General features: G+C 60.8%; 21 protein-coding genes. 10 read left to right on the forward strand and 11 right to left on the reverse strand.

Annotated elements, in window-relative coordinates; genetic code table 11:
* Positions 1-226: 226 nt before the first annotated feature.
* A complete protein-coding gene (gene gbcA, locus HX855_RS16250; RefSeq protein WP_177087082.1) occupies positions 227-1,522 on the forward strand; it encodes a glycine-betaine demethylase subunit GbcA in 1,296 nt (431 codons plus the stop codon).
* Between the two features lie 213 nt (positions 1,523-1,735).
* On the opposite strand, the gene HX855_RS16255 is transcribed toward gbcA, so the two are convergent.
* The 8 genes from HX855_RS16255 to HX855_RS16290 form a co-directional block, all read right to left on the reverse strand.
* The gene (locus tag HX855_RS16255; RefSeq protein ID WP_177087080.1) at positions 1,736-2,515 is read right to left on the reverse strand and encodes a hypothetical protein; all 780 of its coding nucleotides are present in this window, start codon (positions 2,513-2,515) and stop codon (positions 1,736-1,738) included.
* A 72-nt stretch (positions 2,516-2,587) separates the two neighbouring features.
* Positions 2,588-3,361, reverse strand: a complete 774-nt coding sequence (locus HX855_RS16260) for a hypothetical protein (RefSeq protein WP_177087078.1) — start codon at positions 3,359-3,361, stop codon at positions 2,588-2,590.
* A 957-nt stretch (positions 3,362-4,318) separates the two neighbouring features.
* Positions 4,319-5,089 carry an electron transfer flavoprotein subunit beta gene (locus HX855_RS16265; protein ID WP_177087077.1) on the reverse strand — a complete coding sequence of 257 codons (771 nt, stop codon included), beginning with the start codon at positions 5,087-5,089 and terminating at the stop codon, positions 4,319-4,321.
* 10 nt (positions 5,090-5,099) lie between these two features.
* A complete protein-coding gene (locus HX855_RS16270) occupies positions 5,100-6,320 on the reverse strand; it encodes an electron transfer flavoprotein subunit alpha/FixB family protein (protein ID WP_177087075.1) in 1,221 nt (406 codons plus the stop codon).
* Positions 6,320-8,260, reverse strand: coding sequence for a dimethylglycine demethylation protein DgcB (dgcB, locus tag HX855_RS16275; protein ID WP_177087073.1), 1,941 nt, complete (start codon positions 8,258-8,260; stop codon positions 6,320-6,322). The genes HX855_RS16270 and dgcB overlap by 1 nt, the downstream gene beginning before the upstream one ends.
* Positions 8,261-8,445: 185 nt before the next feature.
* Positions 8,446-10,506 carry a dimethylglycine demethylation protein DgcA gene (dgcA, locus tag HX855_RS16280; RefSeq protein ID WP_177087071.1) on the reverse strand — a complete coding sequence of 687 codons (2,061 nt, stop codon included), beginning with the start codon at positions 10,504-10,506 and terminating at the stop codon, positions 8,446-8,448.
* Between the two features lie 15 nt (positions 10,507-10,521).
* Positions 10,522-11,052 carry a DUF5943 domain-containing protein gene (locus tag HX855_RS16285; protein ID WP_177087069.1) on the reverse strand — a complete coding sequence of 177 codons (531 nt, stop codon included), beginning with the start codon at positions 11,050-11,052 and terminating at the stop codon, positions 10,522-10,524.
* Positions 11,053-11,131: 79 nt separating this feature from the next.
* Positions 11,132-12,109 (reverse strand): dipeptidase, encoded by a 978-nt coding sequence (locus HX855_RS16290; RefSeq protein WP_005792153.1) that lies wholly within the window; start codon positions 12,107-12,109, stop codon positions 11,132-11,134.
* A gap of 219 nt (positions 12,110-12,328) precedes the next feature.
* Here HX855_RS16290 and HX855_RS16295 point away from each other — a divergent pair, with 219 nt between their 5' ends.
* Positions 12,329-12,730 (forward strand): lysozyme inhibitor LprI family protein, encoded by a 402-nt coding sequence (locus HX855_RS16295; protein WP_177087067.1) that lies wholly within the window; start codon positions 12,329-12,331, stop codon positions 12,728-12,730.
* A gap of 3 nt (positions 12,731-12,733) precedes the next feature.
* On the opposite strand, the gene HX855_RS16300 is transcribed toward HX855_RS16295, so the two are convergent.
* Both HX855_RS16300 and HX855_RS16305 read right to left on the reverse strand, forming a co-directional pair.
* Positions 12,734-13,972: a type II toxin-antitoxin system HipA family toxin gene (locus tag HX855_RS16300; protein WP_177087065.1), complete on the reverse strand. Its 1,239-nt coding sequence runs from the start codon at positions 13,970-13,972 to the stop codon at positions 12,734-12,736.
* Complete coding sequence (locus HX855_RS16305; RefSeq protein ID WP_088423286.1) at positions 13,969-14,265, reverse strand: helix-turn-helix transcriptional regulator; 297 nt, start codon at positions 14,263-14,265, stop codon at positions 13,969-13,971. The genes HX855_RS16300 and HX855_RS16305 overlap by 4 nt, the downstream gene beginning before the upstream one ends.
* Before the next feature lie 176 nt (positions 14,266-14,441).
* Here HX855_RS16305 and HX855_RS16310 point away from each other — a divergent pair, with 176 nt between their 5' ends.
* A complete protein-coding gene (locus HX855_RS16310) occupies positions 14,442-15,662 on the forward strand; it encodes an MFS transporter (protein WP_177087063.1) in 1,221 nt (406 codons plus the stop codon).
* 38 nt (positions 15,663-15,700) lie between these two features.
* Positions 15,701-16,117, forward strand: a complete 417-nt coding sequence (locus HX855_RS16315) for a DUF3010 family protein (protein WP_088423284.1) — start codon at positions 15,701-15,703, stop codon at positions 16,115-16,117.
* Positions 16,118-16,255: 138 nt separating this feature from the next.
* On the opposite strand, the gene HX855_RS16320 is transcribed toward HX855_RS16315, so the two are convergent.
* Entirely contained in the window at positions 16,256-17,200 is a 945-nt protein-coding gene (locus tag HX855_RS16320) for a GlxA family transcriptional regulator (protein ID WP_177087061.1), read from the reverse strand.
* 193 nt (positions 17,201-17,393) lie between these two features.
* Between HX855_RS16320 and HX855_RS16325 the strand changes: the two genes are divergently transcribed.
* The 6 genes from HX855_RS16325 to HX855_RS16350 all read left to right on the forward strand — a co-directional run bounded on the left by HX855_RS16325 (position 17,394) and on the right by HX855_RS16350 (position 22,796).
* Entirely contained in the window at positions 17,394-18,338 is a 945-nt protein-coding gene (locus tag HX855_RS16325) for a choline ABC transporter substrate-binding protein (RefSeq protein ID WP_177087059.1), read from the forward strand.
* Positions 18,339-18,412: 74 nt separating this feature from the next.
* Positions 18,413-19,300: a 3-keto-5-aminohexanoate cleavage protein gene (locus HX855_RS16330; protein WP_003216924.1), complete on the forward strand. Its 888-nt coding sequence runs from the start codon at positions 18,413-18,415 to the stop codon at positions 19,298-19,300.
* A gap of 142 nt (positions 19,301-19,442) precedes the next feature.
* A complete protein-coding gene (locus HX855_RS16335) occupies positions 19,443-20,408 on the forward strand; it encodes an L-carnitine dehydrogenase (protein ID WP_177087057.1) in 966 nt (321 codons plus the stop codon).
* 118 nt (positions 20,409-20,526) lie between these two features.
* Entirely contained in the window at positions 20,527-21,003 is a 477-nt protein-coding gene (locus HX855_RS16340; protein WP_177087055.1) for a thioesterase family protein, read from the forward strand.
* A 9-nt stretch (positions 21,004-21,012) separates the two neighbouring features.
* Positions 21,013-22,173, forward strand: a complete 1,161-nt coding sequence (locus HX855_RS16345; protein WP_177087053.1) for a gamma-butyrobetaine dioxygenase — start codon at positions 21,013-21,015, stop codon at positions 22,171-22,173.
* Between the two features lie 359 nt (positions 22,174-22,532).
* Complete coding sequence (locus HX855_RS16350) at positions 22,533-22,796, forward strand: hypothetical protein (protein WP_003216918.1); 264 nt, start codon at positions 22,533-22,535, stop codon at positions 22,794-22,796.
* Positions 22,797-22,818 lie beyond the last annotated feature (22 nt).

The following is a 22,818-nucleotide window of genomic DNA, read 5'->3' on the forward strand; positions in this document are numbered from 1 at the left end:
CCACCCATTTACCTATCTGCGACATTCACATACTTATCGCGACCAGCCCCCATACCACGGGGGTTGCGCGTCGGGAACAGAGTGGGCCATGTCGCTCATGGACAAGGTTCTGGCCTTTGCGGGGCCCACACTCGCTCCCAACGACGACAGTTTTTTTACGCCTTGCTGCAAAACCTGATCAGCCACTATTCGCCGGCCACACAGAATGGCCATGAGGACACACACGATGGACGTCACCGCAACCTTAAGCTTGGGCGATCCGCTGGAACCCGCACGCAAGGCCACCGCGCAAATGCTGCAAGAGCGCGAGCGCACCTTTTCGCTGCCGCAGCCGTTTTACTCTGATGAGCGGCTGTTCGATATCGACATGCAGGAAATTTTCCTGAAAGAGTGGTTGATCGCCGGCATGACCTGCGAAATCCCCGCCAAAGGCAACTACATCACCCTGCAAGTGGGCAAGAACCCGATCATCGTGATCCGTGGCGCCGACGGTGTGGTGCATGCGTTCCATAACGTGTGCCGCCATCGCGGTTCGCGCCTGTGCACCAGCGACAAGGGCAAGGTCGCCAAGCTGGTCTGCCATTACCACCAGTGGACGTACGAGCTGGACGGCCGCCTGCTGTTCGCCGGCACCGAAATGGGCGCCGACTTCGACATGAAGCAGTACGGCCTCAAGCCGGTGAACGTGAAGACCGCCGGTGGCTACATCTTTATCAGCCTGTCGGAAAACCCGCCGGCCATCGACGACTTCCTGTCGACCCTGAGCCACTACATGGAACCCTACGACATGGAGAACACCAAGGTGGCGATTACCACCACCTTGTTTGAAAAGGCCAACTGGAAGCTGGTGCTGGAAAACAACCGCGAGTGCTACCACTGCAACGCATCGCACCCGGAACTGCTGAAAACCCTGCTGGAATGGGACGACGTCACCGACCCACGGGCCGACCAGGCCTTCAAGGACCACGTGGCCGCCTCCGCCGCCGCCTGGGAAGCGGAGAAGATCCCTTACGCCCACGCCAGCTTCGGCCTGCGTAACCGCATCGTGCGCATGCCGCTGCTCAAGGGCACCGTGTCGATGACCCTCGATGGCAAGCAAGGCTGCAACAAACTGATGGGCCGCATCAAGAACCCGGACCTGGGCTCGATGCGCATCCTGCACCTGCCGCACTCGTGGAACCACTGCATGGGCGACCACATCATCGTGTTCACCGTGTGGCCGATCAGCGCCCAGGAAACCATGGTGACTACCAAGTGGATCGTGCACAAGGACGCCGTGGAAGGTGTGGACTACGACGTCGAGCGCATGCGCAAAGTGTGGGACGCCACCAACGACCAGGACCGTCGCCTGGCCGAAGAGAACCAACGCGGAATCAACTCCACCGCTTACCAGCCGGGGCCGTACTCCAAGACCTATGAGTTTGGCGTGGTGAACTTTGTGGATTGGTACAGCGAACGGATGCTGAGCAACCTGGGGGCGGCACCGGCGCCGTACCTCAAGGGTGTGCCGGTTCAGGGCTGACAAGATCTATAACGGAACTGCTGAACTGTAGGAGCGAGCTTGCTCGCGAAGAACGTTAACGATGACGCGTTTATTCAGAATAAACGTGGCGCCCTCTGGTTCTTCGCGAGCAAGCTCGCTCCTACAGTAATATCAGTGGTATCAGTAATATCAGCAGTATCAGCAGTATCAGCAGTATCAGTCGTATCAGTAACATCGGTAATATCAGGGGGATCAGATCTCCAACCCTTCAAGAAACTGCCGGGCACTGGCGTGCGGCGCGCCTTCCAGGGCAACCAGGCTGTCAGCCACCAACAGGATGTTTTCCCGAATATTGGCTTCGCCCAACTTGTCCTTGATCTGCTGGCGAATGCCGTCATAACTGGCTTCCAGCACATTGGCCTCGAACGAACTCACGCTGATATTGCCCAGCAACTCCCTGACCTTGAACTTCTGGTTAAACACATCATCGCCCACCGCTTCCGACGTCTTGAAGTAGACACTGCACACCGAAACAGCCGTACCGTCGTGGGCCGCGGTCAGTTGCAGATTGATCACCGACTCGGAAGGCGCATCAAAACTTGAGCGAGTGCCTTTGACCAACTGAATATGGGTCCTGGCATTAAATAGCAGCGAGGCCGGGCTGGTAATGGGTTGTTCCATCAACAGTTCGATATCCGCTTCCAGTTGATGACGAAGATCCCGGTCCAGCACTTTAAAAAAGGTCTGCTCCAATATGCTCAGGACCGTGACAGAGCGAATCAGCGGGGGCACCGGATAATTGACCGTATGGGAGTTGGTAATTTTCCAGAATACTTTGCCCAGGGACGTGCGATAAAAATCCAGCCAGGTGGCCGGGTCGATAAAGCGTGAACCGAACTTCTTATCGGCTGCCAGTTGGCACAACAGATTGGAATCAAGAATGTCGTCCAGCACCGTCGGACTTTCGACCGAGGACGTTGCCGATATCAGATTGCCCGAAACCACATACACTTCAGGGGCAAGCAAACTCATCACCCATACTCCTTGAACAATTAAGTGCTAGGGAATTCCCGGCGACAGGCGCCGGGCTCCCATCAGGTTGGGTTAGATGTCCAGGCCATCAATAAAGTCTTCGGCGTTTTTGCCGAGCTTTTTGATCACCGCGTCGCGTACCGTGGCGTACACGTTTTCATTGAGGACGGTTTGTTGGGCGGCCCGATACATCCAGGCATCCGTCTTGCTCCAGCTCCAGAACAGAAAGCTGCCCTTTTGCACAGTGGTGCTGGCGTTGACGGTGGTCAGCACCATGACCACGTTGCCGTCCTTGTCCTGCATGACCGGCAGGATCTGGAAGGTACCGATATTGTTTCGGGTCGTACTGGTGTCGAATAACTTCAGCGCGTCCTTATTGGCCGGATTGTTCTTCAGCGCCTCGAAGGTTTTCTCGGTGATCTTGTACAGCGCACTCTGGGAGCTGACCACGGCACTGACGATCTCCAGGACCACCTGGTCCATGGTGACGTTGGTATTGCTCGGCTTGTAGCTCTGATAGAACGAAGACACTCGCCCCCAGCCCAGGTTGGCCAAGCCATCGGTGTAGAACTTGAACCACTCTTCCCGCTGGGTATCCGGGTTGTATTTCTTGTCTGCCGCCAGTTGCATCAACAGTGTGCTGTTTTGCACATCGTCACGGGCTTGAGGCGTCAGGCCGGTCACAAACGAGGTGACGCTGCCCCGGACAACCGCTGCACCCTCATCATCACCGCTGGCGGCACGCCGTACGGCAGACTTCTTTCGGGCACTGGCTGCAGAAGGCTTCGGAATATCAAGCGCTTCAACCCAGGCCAACAGTTTTCCATGCTCAGTAATAGACCCCATGAGGGAACTCCTTGTTTTTCATAGGTGGGATACAACGTTGGGTGTTGCACGGGCGAGTGGCGTCCGCGCTCATCCACTCAGCGGGATGATCGGTTGTGAACACACTCGTGTTTTTTTGAATAACCCACGCAACGCGTCATTCAATCCTTGATGACGGGGCGGGCTTCAATTCAATGGCGGGAGGTGAAAAGACCAGCAGGGCAACCCATATTTCAGCGCAATGGAAGTGGCTCATTATCCAGACTCCTTGGATAGTTCGAGTTCGCACCAGCATCCTTGCAATGCGTGTTATGGGTGAACATTGAAGTTGCGGGTACCGGCAATGTCAACGCAGCCCCTTAGACCTAAATGAACTTAGGCTTATTCGGAGCAGACATAACAGGAGAAGCGCCGACACTGATCATTTTTTGACCTGACGGGTGAAAGCCACGGAAAACGTGGCCTACAGCGGAGGGTGAACATCTTATCCACAGAAGCGCCAACAGGCTTTGGGGACAACTTTCTGAGTGCTGTGGAAAACCCGGCAAAGACGCCGAAACTCAAGGCCTCAGACGCGTTTTTCGAGAAAAATCGCGATATTGATCATAATTTAATCAACTCACTGTAAGCCACGATTCATAAGGCCTTCAGCAGATAGCGAACATCTTATCCACAGAAGCACCAACAGACTTTGGGGGCAAGTCTGCATCGCTCACTTTCCTTATCCACAGAAAAACCCGAGAAAAAACCGTCAGTTAGGCTGGTTGTTTTTCATACAGAGGGCTGGAGGGCTTGATTGGCGTGGGGTGTGGACAACCGCGAACAGGTTATCCACAGGTGGGTTAACAGGGATTGTGGGTAAACCCGCAAACGCCACAAAATAGTGTGGGAGCGGGCTTGCTCGCGAAGGCGGTGTATCAGGTACACATCAGGCGACTGACACTACCCCTTCGCGAGCAAGCCCGCTCCCACAGGGGATCAGCGCACTACACCTTCTTCTATGAGCAGCTTGAGAATCGCTTGGGCACCCTCTTCCGGGCTCACGCCCTTGAGCACCTGCCCACCGCCACCACTGGCCTTGGCCGTTGCAGCCTTCATCCGATCCGCACCGCTCTTGGCCTTGATTACCTTGAGGCGCTTGGGCCGTGGCTTGGCGGGTTGCAGGAGGGCACCTGTGAATAACTCATCCTCCACCACCTCAACCTCATGAGCTTCCAGCACCCCGCGCTGAGCCGGGCCGTAGGCGCTTTGCCGGGGCTTGGGCGCCGCGTTATCCACCGTGGCCAGGAACGGCAAGCGCACCTTCAGGCGCCGCCGCTGGCCGCGAGGCAGCGCTTGCAGCACATGGGCTACGCCGCCGTCGATGGATTCCACCTGGGCCAGGCCGACAATCAGCGGCCAGCCCAGTTGCTCGGCCAGCAGGAATGGCAGCATCCCCGAACCTTCGCCGGTTTCCGCCTGGCTGCCGGTGAGTACCACCTGGGCACCCGCGTCCCGCAGATAGTCACTGAGCACCGGCAAGGCATCTGCCCCCGCCGGTTGCTCCAGTACGTGCAACTGCGGCAACCCCATGCCCAGATACGCGCGCAGGGTCGGTTCGGCGATGTCGCCGGCGTGCAGCACCTGCAGGTTATCCCCAGCCAGTTGCAGGCCCAGTTCTACCGCGCGGGCATCCTGCTCGGCACGGCGTGGGCGGCCGGACGTCGGGTGGGCGCCGATGGACACCAGGCTGATTACATTCGTGGTCATGGCCATTTCCTTAAGCCGCATCGCGCTTGGCGCCGTTGCGGTGGGCCTCGACCGCAACGATCAAGGCTTGCAGAATCGCGGCGCTTTCGCCGATCACCGACAGGTCGGCACGCTTGATCATGTCGCAACCCGGGTCGAGGTTGATCGCCACCACCTTGTCACAGGCACCAATGCCTTGCAGGTGCTGGATCGCCCCGGAAATCCCCACCGCCACGTAAACCCGCGCGGTGACCCAAGTGCCGCTGGCGCCGACCTGACGATCACGCGCCATAAAGCCATCGTCCACCGCCACCCGCGAGGCCCCTTCTGTGGCGCCCAACGCGGCGGCAGTCTGGTGGAACAGCGCCCAGTCCTTGACCCCGTTGCCGCCCGAGAAAATAAACTCGGCCTCGGCCATGGGAATCGCCGCCGGGTCGACGGCCACCGCGCCCAAATCTTCGATGCGCGGCAAACTGCGCGCCAGGCTTGTGGATAACTCCACCGGCAGCACTTCGTGGCGGGTTTCGCTGACGTGCTCGGCGCATTCCACCGCCGCCAGAATCATCCGGGGCAAGGGTCGAGCGAGGTCTTCCTGGCCGGCACCGGCGCGGCCAATACATTCCTGGCCCTTGATCTGCCAGACCCGCGTGGCCGGGCGCTCCTTGAGGCTCGCGGCAAAGCGCCGACCCAATTCGCCGCCACCGCTGCGGCTGTCCGGCAGCAACCAGTGGCGCGGGTTGAACTGGTTATCCACAGCCCGCAGGCCCTGGACCCGTTGCTCCGGTGAATAACCGTCGAATTCGTGACCGTCCAGCACCAGCAGCCGGTCGACACCGGCGGTGGCGAAGGCGTTTTCCTTGTGTTCGCCGAACACCACGGCCAATACCGCACCGTCGTCGCCGGCCAGCTGCCGGGCCAGGCCCAGCAGGTCGCGGTCGTGGCTGCTCAGGCGGCCGCCGACCATGTCGGGCACTACGTTGATGTAGAACGCCGGGGCCGCCACCTGATGCAGCGGCAGCTGCACTTCCACTGTCGCCGAACGCTTGGCCGCACCGCCCTGCTGGGCGCCGCTGCGGTCAATACGCTTGATGCCGTTGGGGCCGATAAAACCGACGCCATGCACGTTCTTGCGGATCACGCCGTTAGGCCCCATCCAGCTCTGTTGCACCGGCTGCATCGCCGCGTGCAGCGGGTGCAGGCGGTTACGGGCGATCCATTCGGCCCGCGGGTCGCGGCGGATAATGTCGCTCATCAATGCACCTCCGCAGGTTCGCGTTTCGGGGCCTTGGTCGAGGCCGCGTCTTCGAGCAACGCGTCAGCCACCAGTTCGGCGATGTCTTTGATCAGTGGACGCGGCTCAACTACGCCCTCAAGCATCGCCGTACACTGTGGGCAACCCACGGCCACCAGTTCGGCGCCGGTCTCACGGATGTCTTCCATGCGCATGTCGGGAATTCGCTGCTTGCCGGGAATATCCGTGATCGGCGCCCCGCCACCGCCGCCGCAGCAGCGCGAGCGGAAACCGGAGCGTTGCATTTCCTTGACCTCGATCCCCAGCGCCCGCAGCACTTGGCGTGGGGCTTCGTATTCGCCGTTGTAGCGGCCCAGGTAGCACGGGTCGTGGTAGGTCACGCTGTTGCCTTTGTGCTGGCCCAGGTTCAGGGCGCCCGCGTCGATCAGCTCGGCCATGTAGGTGCTGTGGTGCTGCACGAAGTAGTTGCCGTCGAAGGCACCGTACTCGTTTTTCAGCACGTGGAAACTGTGGGGGTCGCAGGTGACGATGCGCTTGAAGCTGTACTTGGCCAGGGTCTGGATATTGCGGGCGGCCAGCAGCTGGAAGGTGGCTTCGTCACCCAGGCGCCGGGCCACGTCGCCGCTGTCGCGCTCTTCAAGGCCCAGTACCGCAAATTCGACCTTGGCCGCTTTCAGCACTTTGACGAACGAACGCAGGGTGCGCTGGTTGCGCATGTCGAACGCGCCGTCGCCGACCCAGAACAGCACGTCCACGGTTTTTTTGTCGCTGAGCAACGGCAGGTTCAAGTCCGCCGCCCAGTTCATCCGGCCGCCCGGCGCGAAACCGCCCGGGTTGTCGGTGGCAATCAGGTTTTCCAGGACTTCGGCGCCCTTGTTCGGGGTCGCGCCTTTTTCCAGGGTGAGGTGGCGACGCATGTCGACGATGGCGTCCACGTGCTCGATCATCATCGGGCACTCTTCCACGCAGGCGCGGCAGGTGGTGCACGACCATAGGGTCTCGGCGTCTACAAGGCCGTTGACGATCGGCTGGTGCGGGTTGCCGGCGTGTTCGCCGATGGCTTTGCCCGGATAAGGGCTGCCGGCGAACTTGGCGTCGGTGCCACCGGCGAGGCCGACTACCATGTCCTGAATCAGTTTTTTCGGGTTCAGCGGCTGGCCGGCGGCGAATGCCGGGCACGCCGCTTCGCACTTGCCGCACTGCACACAAGCGTCAAAGCCGAGCAGTTGGTTCCAGGTGAAATCCACCGGCTTTTCCACACCCAGGGGCGCGGTTTTATCGGCGAGGTCCAACGGCTTCAAACCGGTGGAACGGCCGCCGCCGAAACGTTCGGCGCGGCGGTGCCAGGCCAGGTGCAAGGCACCGGCGAAGGCGTGTTTCATCGGGCCGCCCCAGGTCATGCCGAAGAACATTTCGGACACGCCCCACAACACGCCCAGGCTCAGCAAGGCCGCGAGCAGCCAGCCACCGAAGTCGGCCGGCAGAATCCCGGCCACCGGCAAGGTCACCAGGAAGAAGCTCACCGAGAACGCCATCAGGCTTTTCGGCAGGCGCATCCACGGGCCTTTCGACAGGCGCGCAGGCGGGTTGCGACGACGCAGATAAACGAAGGTGGCGCCGACAAACATCAGCACCGACGCCAGCAGCAAGGCGTAGCCGAGGATACGGTTATGCAGGCCGAAACCGTGCACCAGGATCGCCAGCAGCGCCGAGAGCACAAAACCCAGGGCGGTGGCGACGTGGGTGTTGGCGATGTATTTGTCGCGGGCGACCACGTGGTGCAGGTCGACCATGTAGCGCTTGGGCATGGCCAACAGGCCGCCGAGCAAGTCGACTTTGGAGGACCGGCCGCGGCGCCACAGGTTCACCCGGCGCAGCGCGCCAAGGACCGCAAGGCCCAAGGCGGCAAATAGCAGGATGGGAAGAAGGGTGTTCAACATGGTGAAGCTCCCAAAGACCACACAGGTCTTGTATGGAAACCGGCTCAATGTGGGAGCTGGCTTGCCTGCGATGGCAACAACTCGGTTTCACTTGAAACCGAGCCGCCTGCATCGCGGGCAAGCCCGGCTCCCACAGAAAAGCCGGCTCCCACATTGATCGGTTTCCACATTGGTTCGGTGTTGGGTCAGAAATCCTTGCACAGGCGCAGGGCGTCGTAGATGGCGGCGTGGGTATTACGCTGGGCCACACAGTCACCGATGCGGAACAGCAAGTACCCCTCGCCCGGCTCGCTCAGGCACGGCTGCGGCTTGATCGCGAACAAGGCTTCGATGTCCATCTGGCCCTTGTTGCGCGAACCTTCCTTGAGCCCGTAGTAGATCTCTTCATCCGGGCGCACGCCGTTCTCAACCACCACTTGATCGACCACCCGTTCTTCCTTGGCCCCGGTGTATTCGTTCTCCAGCACCGCCACCAGCTTGTCGCCTTCGCGGTAGACCTTTTCCAGCATCATGTCGCCGGTCATGATCACTTCCTTGGGGTACATGCTGCGGTAGTACGTCGGGAACGATGTACCGCCGATGGCCACGCCCGGCTTGATGTCGTCGGTGACGATCTCAACCTGGCTGCCCTTGTCTGCCAGGAAGTCCGCCACCGACATGCCGGTGAATTCGCAGATGGTGTCGTACACCAGCACGTTCTTGCCAGGTGCAACCTTGCCGTCGAGCACGTCCCAGCTACTGACCACCAGGCCTTCCGCCGCGCCCCAGTGTTCGTTCTGTTCCAGGAACGGATGACCGCCCACCGCCAGCACCACCACGTCCGGACGCAGGTCCAGAATGGTCGCCGCGTCCGCCGCCACGCCCAGGCGCAGGTCGACGTTCAGCCGAGCCAGTTCCAGCTGGAACCAGCGGGTGATCCCGGCAATCTGGTCACGCTGGGGGGCTTTCGATGCGGTGGTGATTTGCCCGCCGATAAATTCTTTTTTCTCGAACAGCGTCACGTCGTGGCCACGTTCGGCGGCCACCCGTGCCGCTTCCATCCCGGCAGGGCCGGCACCCACCACCACCACTTTGCGTTTCGGCCCGGTGGATTTCTCGATGATGTGGGGCACGCCCATGTATTCACGGGAGGTGGCGGCGTTCTGGATGCACAGCACGTCCAGCCCTTGGTACTGGCGGTCGATGCAGTAGTTGGCGCCGACGCATTGTTTGATCTGGTCGATCTGGCCCATCTTGATCTTGGCGATCAGGTGCGGGTCGGCGATGTGGGCGCGGGTCATGCCCACCATGTCCACGTAGCCGCCTTCCAGGATGCGGGTCGCCTGGTTCGGGTCCTTGATGTTCTGCGCGTGCAGCACCGGGGCCTTGACCACTTCCTTGATTCCGGCGGCCAAGTGCAGGAAGGGCTCCGGTGGATAACTCATGTTGGGGATAACGTTGGCCAGGGTGTTGTGGGTGTCACAGCCCGAGCCGACCACGCCGATAAAGTCCAGCATGCCGGTGTCGTCGTAGTACTTGGCGATCTGCTTCATGTCCTCGTGGGACAGGCCGTCCGGGTGGAATTCATCGCCGCACAAACGGATGCCGACGCAGAAATCCGGGCCGACTTCCTTACGGACCGCCTTCAATACTTCAAGGCCGAAGCGCATGCGGTTTTCGAAGCTGCCGCCCCATTCGTCGGTGCGCTTGTTGACCCGTGGGCTCCAGAACTGGTCGATCATGTGCTGGTGCACCGCCGACAGTTCCACGCCGTCCAGGCCGCCGGCCTTGGCACGGGCTGCGGCGCTGGCGTAGTTGCCGATCACCCGCCAGATTTCTTCCGGCTCGATGGTTTTACAGGTCGCGCGGTGCACCGGCTCGCGGATGCCCGACGGCGAGAGCAGCGTGGGCCAGTGCTCGCCGTCCCAGCGCGAGCGACGGCCCATGTGGGTAATCTGGATCATGATCTTGGCGCCATGCTTGTGCATGGCATCGGCCAGGTTCTGGAAGTGCGGGATGATCCGGTCATCCGCCAGGTTCACCGATTTCCACCAGCCTTGGGGGCTGTCGATGGCGACACTGGAAGAACCGCCGCAGATCGCCAGGCCGATCCCGCCCTTGGCTTTCTCTTCGTAGTACTTCACATAGCGGTCGGTGGTCATGCCGCCGTCGGTGGCATACACCTCGGCGTGGGCGGTACTGAGCACGCGGTTGCGGATGGTCAGTTTGCCGATCTGGATCGGCGCAAACATTGCTTCGAAAGCCATGGCAGGGTCCTCGACTTACAACGGCTGGACGGTGAACAGGCCGTCGTCGTGGCCCTCTTCGGAGCCGCCGTAGACTTGCTCGGCCACGGTGCGGATTTTGCTGCCGCGGGCTTCAAGGATCTGGTCCATCGCGCCGGCAAACCAGCCGGTGAACATGTAGTCGACCTTACGCCCGACCTTGCCGTACACGTAGACGAATGCCGAGTGTTCGAGCTTGACGCTGGCGGTGCCCTTGTCGAGGTCGATGTCCTGGATCTTGAACAGGCCCCAGCCGCGTTGCGACAGGCGCTTCATGTAGTGCTCGAACACTGCGACGCCTTCCAGGCCGTGGCATTCAGCTTCTTTTTCACACCAGTGCCAGGCGGATTTGTAGCCGGCCTTGTAGAGGATTTCGGCGTAGGCCTCGGCCCCCAAAACGTCTTCGATACCCATGTGGTTGTTGACGAAGAAATGACGCGGCACGTACAGCATCGGCAAGGCGTCGGAGGTCCAGACACCGGTTTCGCTGTCGACTTCGATAGGCAATTGAGGGGCGATCTTGGCCATGGAAACTTAACTCCAAACAATTCGGTTTATTGCCCGCTGCGCGAACGGCAGCGGGAAAGGATTCAGAGGATGCGGTGGCTTATTCGCCCCAAACGTCCTTCAAGACGTTGACCCAGTTCTCGCCCATGATCTTGCGCACCACGCGCTCAGGATGGCCGCGCTTGAGCAGGGTCTCGGTGAGGTTGGGGAACTCGCCCACGGTGCGGATGCCCAGGGGGTTGATGATCTTGCCGAAGCTGGTCAGGCGGCGGGCGTAGCCCTTGTCGTGGGTCAGCATTTCGAAGAAATCCTGGCCATGGCCCTGGGTGAAATCGGTGCCGATGCCGATGGCGTCTTCGCCCACGATGTTCATGGTGTATTCGATGGCTTCGGCGTAATCGTCGATGGTCGAATCGATGCCCTTGGCCAGGAACGGCGCGAACATGGTCACGCCGACAAAGCCGCCGTGGTCGGCGATGAACTTCAGCTCTTCATCGGACTTGTTGCGCGGATGCTCTTTAAGGCCTGATGGCAGGCAGTGGGAGTAGCACACCGGCTTTTTCGATTCGAGGATGACTTCTTCGGAGGTCTTGGAGCCCACGTGAGACAGGTCGCACATGATGCCGACACGGTTCATCTCGGCGACGATCTCACGACCGAAGCCCGACAGGCCGCCGTCACGCTCGTAGCAGCCGGTGCCCACCAGGTTCTGGGTGTTGTAGCACATCTGCACCACGCCAACCCCGAGCTGCTTGAAGATCTCGACGTAGCCGAGCTGGTCTTCAAACGCATGGGCATTCTGGAAGCCGAAGATGATGCCGGTCTTGCCCTGTTCCTTGGCGCGACGGATATCGGCGGTGGTTTTCACCGGAATCACCAGGTCGCTGTTCTCGCGGATCAGGGTCTGGCTGGCCACGATGTTGTTAATGGTGGCCTGGAACCCTTCCCATACCGACACCGTGCAGTTGGCGGCGGTGAGGCCACCCTTGCGCATGTCTTCGAACAGGTCGCGGTTCCACTTGGCAATGATCAGCCCGTCGATAACGATGCTGTCGGCGTGCAATTCGGCTGGGCTCATCAGGCGTCCCCTTATAGGCGATTCATGCGCCGAATCGTCTGCCGGCGCTTTGGGGCCAGCATATGCCCCGGGGCAGAAGGAGCCGGGTGCAAAAACGACAAGGGAATTGCCGAAAGCGTCAATCCGCGACAAAGGCCAACATGACATCTCTGACGGGTGTCTGTTCTTTGTCTTACGCTTGAGCCAGAATTTGCTCATCAACTGATATGAGACGGCGCAATGAAATCGATTTTCCTGGCTTTGGCACTCATCGCAACCGGCGTGCACGCGGCTGAAGACACCGACACCACGCCCTGCGATGGCATCGAGAACGACAAGCAAACCCTGGAATGCGCCACCTACAACAAAACCACCGCTGAGCAACTGCTTAAGGATAACTATCAGGGCTTGCTGGAACGCATGGGTTCGACCTATGGCAGCAACAAGACGCAGCTGGCGGACATTACCGCTCGTCTGAAGGATGCCCAGCAGAAGTGGGAAAAACTGCGCGACGCGGATTGCGCTGTGGATACCTTCCCGGCGGTGGCGGGCAGCAAGCCGTATGCCATCGAGCAGAATGACTGCCTGGCGCGGATGAGCGATGAACGGTCGGAGTTTTTGGAGTCGATCGGGCAGGAATAAGCGTTAGAAGTCTTTCCATACCGAGTTAAGCGTCAGCAGCACTTTTTCCCGCTGGACCTTATCGACCTCGAAGTCGGCGCAGTGCTGATTCCATTGCGATAACGCGTCCAGGGTCTGCTCGATGTAAAGCTCAGGCTCCAGAAAGCTGAATGGCTTGCAGACTTCGATGATCACCTTGCGTGTCGGGTGGCCGGCGCCTGCAAACGCCGTGGTGTGCTCGTTGCCGCGACCACTGGTGCTGGAAAATGTCAGGTCGTACGCCGGCGCCATCTGCCAGCCATTGGCTGCGCCAAAGAACGAGAAGTTTTTGGCGTGATCGTCCCGGTTGTGGGCAAGCGCGTTGAACACCATCAGCCGCGCCATTTTCTGCACCTGGCTGGCATCCTGGGTAATCGCGAATGTGAGGCGCAACAGGTCGCCGTAATCCAGGCTGGGCATGCGGAAGTCTGCGTACAGAATCGCAGCGGCTGTCAGCATATGCCGCCGGGTGGCGCCGTCACGGTCAAAACGGCGAGTGACAAAGAAACGCTCAATGCCTGTCGGTGTCGGGACATCTAACACGTCTGAGGCGGAAATTTCGACGCCGGCACTGCGAGCCGTGATTGCGTAAACCTGCTCGATCGCTCCGCTGTCGCGATGCTCGTCCTGGCTGCGGAATTTGATCAGCCAGTGTTCGTATCCATCCGGCATCTCACCAAATGAAGAAATGGCCCGGGACTTGTCAGGCGACAGCCCGATGACCGCCTTGGGACGGGCACCGCCGGGCGAACCACCGGCGAAACGCAATGATTCAATCACTTCACAGGTCTCACCCGACAGAACGTCCTGGGAGGCCTGGTAGAGAGAGGCCAGATCCAGGGCCGCCTGATCGGGATCCTTTTCGAACATAGGCACATATTCCAATGCCCCCATGCTCCGGTCGCCCATGTAGGCCAATCGATCCAAAGGTCCCAACGCATGCCGCTCAATCGCCATGGAGCGGCGAAAGAAACGATCCATCAGCAGCAACCCCCAACCATCGGGCAGGGAATCGCTGAAAGCACCGTGCAGCCCATTGAACAGCGTGGTGTCCGCAGCCAGCTGAGGCCTTGATGAAAACTCCATGTGCAGGGGCGCCAAATTGAACCCCTTCAACAGCCAGCTCGGGTCATAGGAGAAATACAGGCCTTTACGGGGGATATCGACCAACTCACCCACCCGGAAACCTTGCAACATGACGTGGAGCGCAGTGACCGGTTTCATTGACGACCTCGAAGCCTTGTGTGATTTTTCAGTTCTTGAAGGCTGGCCGGTGCTGGCGCGCTGAACAACTGCGCCAGTTGCTCGCCGACACCCAGGCTCATCGCAATCAATAACAGGGCATCCAGCGAAACCTTACCGGTTGTCTCGAAGCGCTTGATCGTGGACTCGGGCACCCCGGATTTGGTCGCCAGTGCCCGTCGAGAAAGGTTTTTACTCAACCGAAGCGCTTTGGCGTTGCCGGCGATCTGCAGGGCGATCTCACCAGGGGCGTAGAGGATATGAGTAAGGGCCATGGTTCGACTTCCGGTGGAGTGTGAGCAAGTGTAGCAACGATAAAAATAATAAAACTATAATGGATAACATATTATCCGTAATCACGAAATAATTAGAATAACGGACAATATTTTATCCCTTATCATTAATTATTTTTCTGCATCTTTACCTTCCGGCCCGGCCCCGAGCAATTTTGTTGACTTGCCAGTCAATCACCATGCCCGGCATGATCAGCGCCCATTTCTACCAATGCCGCCCCATGAACCCACGCATCTACCTCCTCGCCCTCGCCGCCTTCGTCGCCGGTATCGATGAAAACCTGGTGGGCGGGATTCTGCCGCTGCTGTCCCGGGAACTGGGCGTTACCCTGAGTGCGGCCGGGCAGCTGACGGCGGTGTTTTCCCTGACCTTTGCCCTGTGCGCCGCGCCGTTGCTGTCGCTGACGTCGCGGATTGAACGGCGCTCCCTGCTGATTGCCGCGTTGCTGACCTTTGCGGTGGGCAACCTGGGCTCCGGACTGGCGGTGAATTACTGGATGCTGCTGGTCTGTCGCATCATCAGCGCGGCCAGTTGTGCGCTGGTGGTGGTGCTGGCGTCGACCCTCTCGGCATCGCTGGTGGACGCACGCCTGCGGGGGCGGGCGATCGGCATTGTGTTCATGGGCATCAGCGGTTCGCTGGTGCTGGGGATTCCGCTGGGTATAGCCGTGAGCGAGTCCCTGAGCTGGCGTGCGCCGTTTCTGCTGCTGGCACTGCTGGCGGTGGTGATCGCCGCACTGTTGCGCCTGAGCCTGCCGACATTCGCCAGCCGCCCGCCCACCTCGTTGCGTGACTACTGCCGGCAGTTGGTGATTCCCAGGCTGCTGTTGGCGCAACTGGTGTCGGTCTTGCTGTTGACCGGGCATTTCGTGCTGTTCGCTTACCTGGCGCCCTACGTGCAACAGACCATGGGCATCCACGGCGTTTCCTTGAGTTATCTCTACGTGTTCTTCGGCATCGCCGCCATCAGCGGTGGTTATTGCGGCGGCTGGCTGTCGGACCGGCTGGGGTTCAAGCGTGCGCTGGTGTTGATCCCGGCACTGTTCACTTTGGTCATGGCGTTGCTGCCATGGGCCACCGGTTCGCTGGCGAGCTTCCTGGCGCTGTACGCGGTGTGGATGGCGTTGAGCTGGACCATCTCGCCCGTGGTGCAGAACTACCTGCTGCACACCGCCCCGGAATCCGGTGAGGCCAATGTGGGGATCAATACCTCGGCCATGCACCTGGGCGTCGCCTTGGGCGCGGCGCTGGGCGGCGTGGTGATCGCCAAGGGCAGCCTGGAAATCACCCCGCTGGTGGGTGCGCTGGTGACGGCACTGGCCCTGGCGGCGGCGTGCCTGAGCCTGATGGCCGGAACGCGCCAACCGGGTCGGGCCTGATACCATTCGCGCCTTCTCCACTTTTCCAAGGCGACCCCATGACTATCTGCGGCATCGAAATCAAAGGCAGCGAAGCCATCATCGCCGTCGCCTCGCTGGACGGCCAGGCGTTGAGCCACGTTGCCCTGGCCACCAAGAAAATTGCCCTGGAAGACGACGATGAGGCGGCCAACGTCAAGGCCTTCGCCGCTCAGGTGAGTGCGTTTGTGCGGGACAACGCGATCACGCGGATCGCGATCAAGAAGCGCAGCAAGAAAGGCGAATTCGCCGGTGGCCCGACCACGTTCAAGATTGAAGGGGTGTTTCAGTTGCTGGACGGTGTTGAGGTGACGCTGCTGTCGCCGCAGACCATCAATGCGCAGAACAAAAAGCACAATTTTGATGTGCCTGCGACGCTGAACAAATATCAGCATGAGGCCTTCAAAGCCGCGTGTTCAGCGCTGCTGAAGAAATAAGCCACACCACACATCCCCTGTGGGAGCGGGCTTGCTCGCGAATGCGGTGTGTCAGTTGATGCATTCGGTGGCTGATCCACCGCTTTCGCGAGCAAGCCCGCTCCCACATTTGATCTGCGTTGTTCTCGAGAGCGGTGCTCACACCGCTTCCCGTCGCCGATCCTCCCTCGGGCACTTGGCAAACCTCGCCCGGTAACTGCGGGTGAAATACGACGGCGACTCAAACCCGCAGGCGATGCTCACCTCCAGCACACTCATGTCGCTCTGGCGCAACAATTGCCGGGCCTTCTCCAGGCGCAAGCCCAGGTAGAAATTGCTCGGTGTGTCGTTCAGGTGCAGCCGAAACAGCCGCTCCAACTGCCGCCGCGTGACCTTGATCGCCTCCGCCAGCGCCAGGGTGCTCAGGGGCGGCTCGGTGTGCTGTTCCATCTCGCCGATCACCTGCACCAGCTTCTTGTTGTTGATGCCATAGCGCGTGGCGATCTGCATGCGTTGGTGGTCTTTGCGCGGGCGGATGCGGCCAAGCACAAACTGTTCGGATACCTGGATCGCCAACTCCGGCCCGTGGGCCTGGCTGATCAGGTCGAGCATCAGGTCGATGGAGGCGGTGCCGCCCGCCGAAGTGATGCGCCGGCGGTCGATCTCGAACAGCTCCTGGGTCACCGTCAGCTGTGGATAGGATTCCTTGAAGGCGTCGATGGCTTCCCAGTGCAGGGTCAGCCGGTGGCCGTCGAGCAGGCCCGCTTCGGCCAGGACGCAGGCGCCGGTGTCGATGGCGCCCAGGGTCACCCCCTCGTGATCGAGGCGACGCAGCCAGTGTTCCAGTGCCGGCGTGGCGAACTTCAGCGGTTCGAAGCCGGCCACTACCAATAACGTCGCGCCCTTTTTCAAGGGCTCCAGTGCCGCGTCGGCGTTGACCGACATGCCGTTGCTCGCCAACACCGCGCCGCCGTCGGCGCTCAGGACGTGCCAGCGGTACAGCTCGCCACGAAAGCGGTTGGCAACCCGCAGCGGTTCGATCGCGGAGATAAAGCCGATGGCGGAGAAGCCCGGCATCAGCAGAAAGTAGAAATCCTGGGACATGGAGCGCTCTCGTAGGACGGACAGCGTGGTCACTGTGATACGCCAGTTCAATCGGTCATTCAAGGGGGCAGGTCGCTGCAGTGCAAGAGCGGGTCGCCGCCGTGCGTTTTGTCGCCTCTGAAGCTGGGTAACTTGGCTGCACGGCGCACAAAGACGCCGGAACCCACAATAACAACCTGCCGAGGGAACCACCATGAACCGACTGATCAGCCGCTGCGTGCTCGCACTCAGCGCCAGCGCCATTTTGAGCACCAACGTCATGGCAGCCGATGCGGCTTCTTGCCAGAACGTGCGCATGGGCGTGGTGAACTGGACCGACGTAATCGCCACCAGCGCCATGACCCAAGTATTGCTCGACGGCCTCGGCTACAAGACCAAACAAACCAGCGCGTCCCAGCAAATCATCTTCGCCGGGATCCGCGACCAGCGCCTGGACATGTTCCTGGGCTACTGGAACCCGTTGATGACCCAGACCATCACCCCGTTTGTCGACGCCAAGCAGGTCAAGGTGCTCGACAAGCCGTCCCTGGAAGACGCCCGCGCCACATTGGCCGTGCCGACTTACCTGGCCGACAAGGGCCTGAAAACCTTCGCCGATATCGCCAAGTTTGAAAAAGAGCTGGGCGGCAAGATCTACGGGATCGAGCCCGGCTCGGGGGCCAATACCCAGATCAAGGCGATGATCGCCAAGAATCAGTTTGGCCTGGGCAAGTTCCAATTGGTGGAGTCCAGTGAAGCCGGCATGCTCGCCGCCGTCGACCGTGCCGTGCGCCGCAAGGAGGCCGTGGTGTTCTTCGGCTGGGCGCCGCACCCGATGAACGTCAACGTGGCCATGACGTACCTCACCGGCAGCGATGACGCCCTGGGTCCGAACGAAGGCATGGCCACCGTGTGGTCGGTCACGTCGCCCACCTACGCCGAACAATGCCCCAACGTGCACAAGTTGCTGAGCAACCTGACCTTCACCGCCGCCGACGAGAGCCGAATGATGCAGCCCCTGCTGGATCACAAGGACGCGCTGGAGTCGGCCAAGCAATGGCTCAAGGACCACCCGCAAGACCAGCAGCGCTGGCTGGAAGGCGTCACCACCTTCGACGGCAAACCCGCCGCCGCCAACCTGCAATTGACCAGCAAATAACCTTTTCTGAATCACCGTTTCGCAGCCGCTCCTGGCTGCGAGCGGCATCACCACGCCTGTAAGGAACCTGCCCCATGAACCACGACGTCATCATCACCTGCGCACTCACCGGTGCTGGCGACACGACCGCCAGAAGCCCTCACGTGCCGGTCACCCCCAAACAAATCGCCGCCGCGGCGGTGGAAGCGGCCAAGGCCGGCGCCACCGTGGTGCATTGCCATGTGCGTGACCCCGAGACCGGCAAATTCAGCCGCGACGTGGCGCTGTACCGCGAAGTGATGGAGCGCATCCGCGAGGCGGACGTCGACATCATCGTCAACCTCACCGCCGGCATGGGTGGCGACCTGGAAATCGGCGGCGGCGAGAACCCCATGGAATTCGGCCCCAATACCGACCTGGTGGGCCCACTGACCCGCCTGGCCCACGTGGAAGAACTGCTGCCGGAAATCTGCACCCTCGATTGCGGCACCCTGAACTTCGGTGACGGCGACACTATTTACGTCTCCACCCCCGCGCAACTGCGGGCTGGCGCCAAACGCATCCAGGAGCTGGGCGTTAAAGCCGAACTGGAAATTTTCGACACCGGTCACCTGTGGTTCGCCAAGCAGATGATCAAGGAAGGCTTGCTCGACAACCCGCTGTTCCAGCTGTGCCTGGGCATCCCGTGGGGCGCGCCGGCCGACACCACCACCATGAAAGCCATGGTCGACAACCTGCCCGCCGACGCGGTGTGGGCCGGCTTCGGCATTGGTCGCATGCAGATGCCAATGGCGGCGCAAGCGGTGCTGCTGGGCGGCAACGTGCGGGTTGGCCTGGAAGACAACCTGTGGCTGGACAAGGGTGTGCTGGCCACTAACGGCCAGTTGGTGGAACGCGCCAGCGAGATCCTCAGCCGCCTCGGTGCACGGGTCATGACCCCGGCCGAAGGCCGCGTGAAGATGGGCCTGACCAAGCGCGGCTAACTGTTCCGAACAGCACCGAACCTTGTGGGAGCCGGGCTTGCCCGCGATTGCGGTACACCTGCACCAAATACAGCTGCTGACACACCGCTATCGCAGGCAAGCCAGCTCCCACATTGATCACCGAACTCTTTAGGAATTTGCCATGAGCTTTATCACTGAAATCAAAACCTTCGCAGCCCTGGGCAGCGGCGTGATCGGCAGCGGCTGGGTGTCCCGCGCCCTGGCCCACGGCCTGGATGTGGTGGCCTGGGACCCGGCGCCCGGCGCCGAAGCGGCCCTGCGCAAACGGGTCGCCAATGCCTGGGGCGCCCTGGAAAAACAAGGCCTGGCACCCGGCGCATCGCAAGACCGCCTGCGCTTCGTGGCCACAATTGAAGAGTGTGTGAAAGACGCCGACTTCATCCAGGAAAGCGCCCCGGAACGCCTGGACCTGAAGCTGGAATTGCACAGCAAGATCAGCGCGGCGGCCAAGCCGAATGCATTGATTGGCTCGAGCACGTCAGGGCTGTTGCCGAGTGAGTTTTATGAAGGCTCCACCCACCCCGAACGTTGCGTGGTGGGTCACCCATTCAACCCGGTTTATCTGCTGCCGCTGGTGGAAGTGGTAGGCGGTAAAAACACTGCACCCGAAGCCATTCAAGCGGCGATCAAGGTGTATGAATCTCTCGGCATGCGCCCTTTGCACGTGCGCAAAGAGGTGCCCGGCTTTATCGCCGACCGTCTGCTGGAAGCCTTGTGGCGTGAGGCATTGCACCTGGTGAACGATGGGGTGGCGACCACCGGCGAGATCGATGACGCGATTCGCTTTGGCGCCGGGTTGCGCTGGTCGTTCATGGGCACCTTCCTGACGTACACCTTGGCAGGCGGTGACGCCGGGATGCGGCATTTCATGGCACAGTTCGGCCCGGCCTTGCAGTTGCCGTGGACCTATTTGCCGGCCCCGGAATTGACTGACAAGTTGATTGACGACGTGGTGGACGGCACCAGCGAACAGTTGGGCACACACAGCATTTCGGCCCTGGAGCGCTACCGTGATGATTGCCTGCTGGCGGTGCTGGAGGCGGTGAAGACCACCAAGGAAAAACACGGCATGACCTTCGCTGAATAACGGCTGTTGATTTCCTGTGGGAGCTGGCTTGCCTGCGATGGCGGTGGCGAATCTTGCACCGTCATCGCAGGCAAGCCAGCTCCCACATTTGACCGAGTACATACCCGGAACCCATGACATGCCCGCACTCACCACCTACACCACCAAAATCCTCCCCGAGTGGGTCGACTACAACGGCCACCTGCGCGATGCGTTCTACCTGCTGATCTTCAGCTACGCCACCGATGCGCTGATGGACACCCTCGGCCTGGACAGCGAAAACCGCGAAGCCAGCGGCCACTCGCTGTTCACCCTGGAACTGCACCTCAACTACCTGCACGAAGTGAAGCTGGGCGCCGACGTTGAAGTGCGCACCCAGCTCATCGCCCACGACCGCAAGCGCCTGCACCTCTACCACAGCCTTCACCTGGCCGGCGACGAAAAGGAGCTGGCCGGCAACGAGCAAATGCTGCTCCACGTCGACCTCGCCGGGCCGCATTCCGCGCCGTTCAGTGAGGCCGTGCTGAGCAAGCTCGCCAGCATCAGCGCCCAACAGATCGACCTGCCAAGGCCCGCGCTCCTGGGCCGCGTGATTGGACTGCCACCCCAAAAATAAGGAATCGCCATGCAAACCGCCGCCGCTGTTGCCGACTTCCGTACTTACCCGCTGATCAGTGACCTGGCCGATGTGCAGGTGCACGGCGATCACCTCAGTGTGCAATGGGCCGATGGGCGGGTCAGCCCGTTCCATCACCCGTGGTTGCGGGACAACTGCCCGTGCCCGTCCTGTGTCTACAGCGTGACCCGTGAGCAGGTGCTGGAAATCGTCGACGTGGACGAACACCTCACGGCGATCAGTGCGCGTATCGACCAGGGTTTGCTGACGGTGGAATGGAGTGGCGGGCATCGCAGCCAATACGACCCCGGTTGGTTGAGGGCACACGCCTATGACGATGAATCCCGCGCGGAACGCCGGGCGGCCAAACCGAAATCCCTACTGTGGGACCACACGTTCGAGCTGCCCGTATTCGACTACGCGGCGCTGATGGAAGACCCGAACGCCCTGCTGCAATGGCTGCTGGCCCTGCGTGACAGCGGCCTTACCCAAGTGCGCGGCGTGCCCACCGAACCCGGCTCACTGGCACTGATCGCCCAGCGCATTTCATTCATCCGCGAGAGCAATTTCGGCGTGTTGTTCAACGTGCAATCCAAGGCCGATGCCGACAGCAACGCCTACACCGCATTCAACCTGCCGCTGCACAGTGATTTGCCGACGCGGGAGCTGCAACCGGGGCTGCAATTTTTGCACTGCCTGGTGAACGATGCCGACGGTGGCGAGAGTATTTTTGTCGATGGTTTTGCCATTGCCCGGGCCTTGCGTGATGAAGACCCCGAAGCCTTTCGCGCGCTGTGCGAAATCCCGGTGGAGTTCCGCAACAAGGACCGTCACAGCGACTACCGCCGGCTGGCGCCGATCATCGCGCTGGATGCATTGGGAGAGGTCGCCGAGATTCGCATGGCCAACTTTCTGCGCGGGCCGTTTGAGGCGCCAGCCGCGCAGATGCCGTTGCTGTATCGCGCCTATCGCCGGTTTATAGCGATGACCCGGGAAGACCGTTTTCGACTGGTCAAACGCCTGAACCCGGGCGAGCTGTGGTGCTTCGATAACCGCCGCACCCTGCATGCGCGCAATGCGTTTGACCCTGCCTCGGGTGCGCGGCATTTTCAGGGCTGCTATATCGATCGGGATGAGTTGTTGTCCCGGATATTGGTGTTGCAAAGGTAGACCGCCATCGCAGGCAAGCCAGCTCCCACATTTTGATTTGTGAATACCTTCAAATGTGGGAGCTGGCTTGCCTGCGATGAGGCCAGTTGCAACCCCACAAATCCCAGCCAAAAAAAGCCCCGATCCAGCCGTGACAGGATCGGGGCAGAGTGCTTTGTGTGAGCGGCGCATCCCGAGGGTGACCAAACCTTCAAGCTGCTTGCTGGGTTCCAGTGTGCACACTCCCTTCCCTGCCGAGTTAGCCGAAAACGACCTGTTCATAGGTGTCCCGGACATTCGCGCATTCAGGCCTTGCCGACTCGGTGATGGCCTACCAGAATCGACCTCAGTCCCCCGCTCCCCTAACAAGGATTAACGTCATGATGCACGCGGATTTGATTGACCAGGATGACCTGCTGGGCCAACTGCGGTCGTTGGGTTTCGAAGTGTCCAGCGGCGCCACCGCCGAGCAGGCGTGCGAATGCGCGGTGCGCGGTTTGAGTGCGGCGCGGGCCAAGGCGCTCAAGGGTATGGTTGAGCAGATGTACACCGGCAGCGCGACGATCCTGCCGGCGGTGAGGCAGGCGATCGACAAGCAGTTGTTGCCGGCGTTGGTGCAGTTCAGGCAGAACTCCGGCGCCTGATATACCGCATTCGCGAGCAAGC

Source organism: Pseudomonas sp. IPO3778 (assembly GCF_013386825.1).
In the GTDB taxonomy this organism is placed as follows: Bacteria; Pseudomonadota; Gammaproteobacteria; order Pseudomonadales; family Pseudomonadaceae; genus Aquipseudomonas.

What these genes read in the sequence shown, in the direction of transcription:
- gbcA (WP_177087082.1), top strand. Translation starts at nt 227, where the DNA reads ATGGACGTCACCGCAACCTTAAGCTTGGGCGATCCGCTGGAACCCGCA.
- HX855_RS16255 (WP_177087080.1), bottom strand. Translation starts at nt 2,515, where the DNA reads ATGAGTTTGCTTGCCCCTGAAGTGTATGTGGTTTCGGGCAATCTGATA.
- HX855_RS16260 (WP_177087078.1), bottom strand. Translation starts at nt 3,361, where the DNA reads ATGGGGTCTATTACTGAGCATGGAAAACTGTTGGCCTGGGTTGAAGCG.
- HX855_RS16265 (WP_177087077.1), bottom strand. Translation starts at nt 5,089, where the DNA reads ATGACCACGAATGTAATCAGCCTGGTGTCCATCGGCGCCCACCCGACG.
- HX855_RS16270 (WP_177087075.1), bottom strand. Translation starts at nt 6,320, where the DNA reads ATGAGCGACATTATCCGCCGCGACCCGCGGGCCGAATGGATCGCCCGT.
- dgcB (WP_177087073.1), bottom strand. Translation starts at nt 8,260, where the DNA reads ATGTTGAACACCCTTCTTCCCATCCTGCTATTTGCCGCCTTGGGCCTT.
- dgcA (WP_177087071.1), bottom strand. Translation starts at nt 10,506, where the DNA reads ATGGCTTTCGAAGCAATGTTTGCGCCGATCCAGATCGGCAAACTGACC.
- HX855_RS16285 (WP_177087069.1), bottom strand. Translation starts at nt 11,052, where the DNA reads ATGGCCAAGATCGCCCCTCAATTGCCTATCGAAGTCGACAGCGAAACC.
- HX855_RS16290 (WP_005792153.1), bottom strand. Translation starts at nt 12,109, where the DNA reads ATGAGCCCAGCCGAATTGCACGCCGACAGCATCGTTATCGACGGGCTG.
- HX855_RS16295 (WP_177087067.1), top strand. Translation starts at nt 12,329, where the DNA reads ATGAAATCGATTTTCCTGGCTTTGGCACTCATCGCAACCGGCGTGCAC.
- HX855_RS16300 (WP_177087065.1), bottom strand. Translation starts at nt 13,972, where the DNA reads ATGAAACCGGTCACTGCGCTCCACGTCATGTTGCAAGGTTTCCGGGTG.
- HX855_RS16305 (WP_088423286.1), bottom strand. Translation starts at nt 14,265, where the DNA reads ATGGCCCTTACTCATATCCTCTACGCCCCTGGTGAGATCGCCCTGCAG.
- HX855_RS16315 (WP_088423284.1), top strand. Translation starts at nt 15,701, where the DNA reads ATGACTATCTGCGGCATCGAAATCAAAGGCAGCGAAGCCATCATCGCC.
- HX855_RS16320 (WP_177087061.1), bottom strand. Translation starts at nt 17,200, where the DNA reads ATGTCCCAGGATTTCTACTTTCTGCTGATGCCGGGCTTCTCCGCCATC.
- HX855_RS16325 (WP_177087059.1), top strand. Translation starts at nt 17,394, where the DNA reads ATGAACCGACTGATCAGCCGCTGCGTGCTCGCACTCAGCGCCAGCGCC.
- HX855_RS16330 (WP_003216924.1), top strand. Translation starts at nt 18,413, where the DNA reads ATGAACCACGACGTCATCATCACCTGCGCACTCACCGGTGCTGGCGAC.
- HX855_RS16335 (WP_177087057.1), top strand. Translation starts at nt 19,443, where the DNA reads ATGAGCTTTATCACTGAAATCAAAACCTTCGCAGCCCTGGGCAGCGGC.
- HX855_RS16340 (WP_177087055.1), top strand. Translation starts at nt 20,527, where the DNA reads ATGCCCGCACTCACCACCTACACCACCAAAATCCTCCCCGAGTGGGTC.
- HX855_RS16345 (WP_177087053.1), top strand. Translation starts at nt 21,013, where the DNA reads ATGCAAACCGCCGCCGCTGTTGCCGACTTCCGTACTTACCCGCTGATC.
- HX855_RS16350 (WP_003216918.1), top strand. Translation starts at nt 22,533, where the DNA reads ATGATGCACGCGGATTTGATTGACCAGGATGACCTGCTGGGCCAACTG.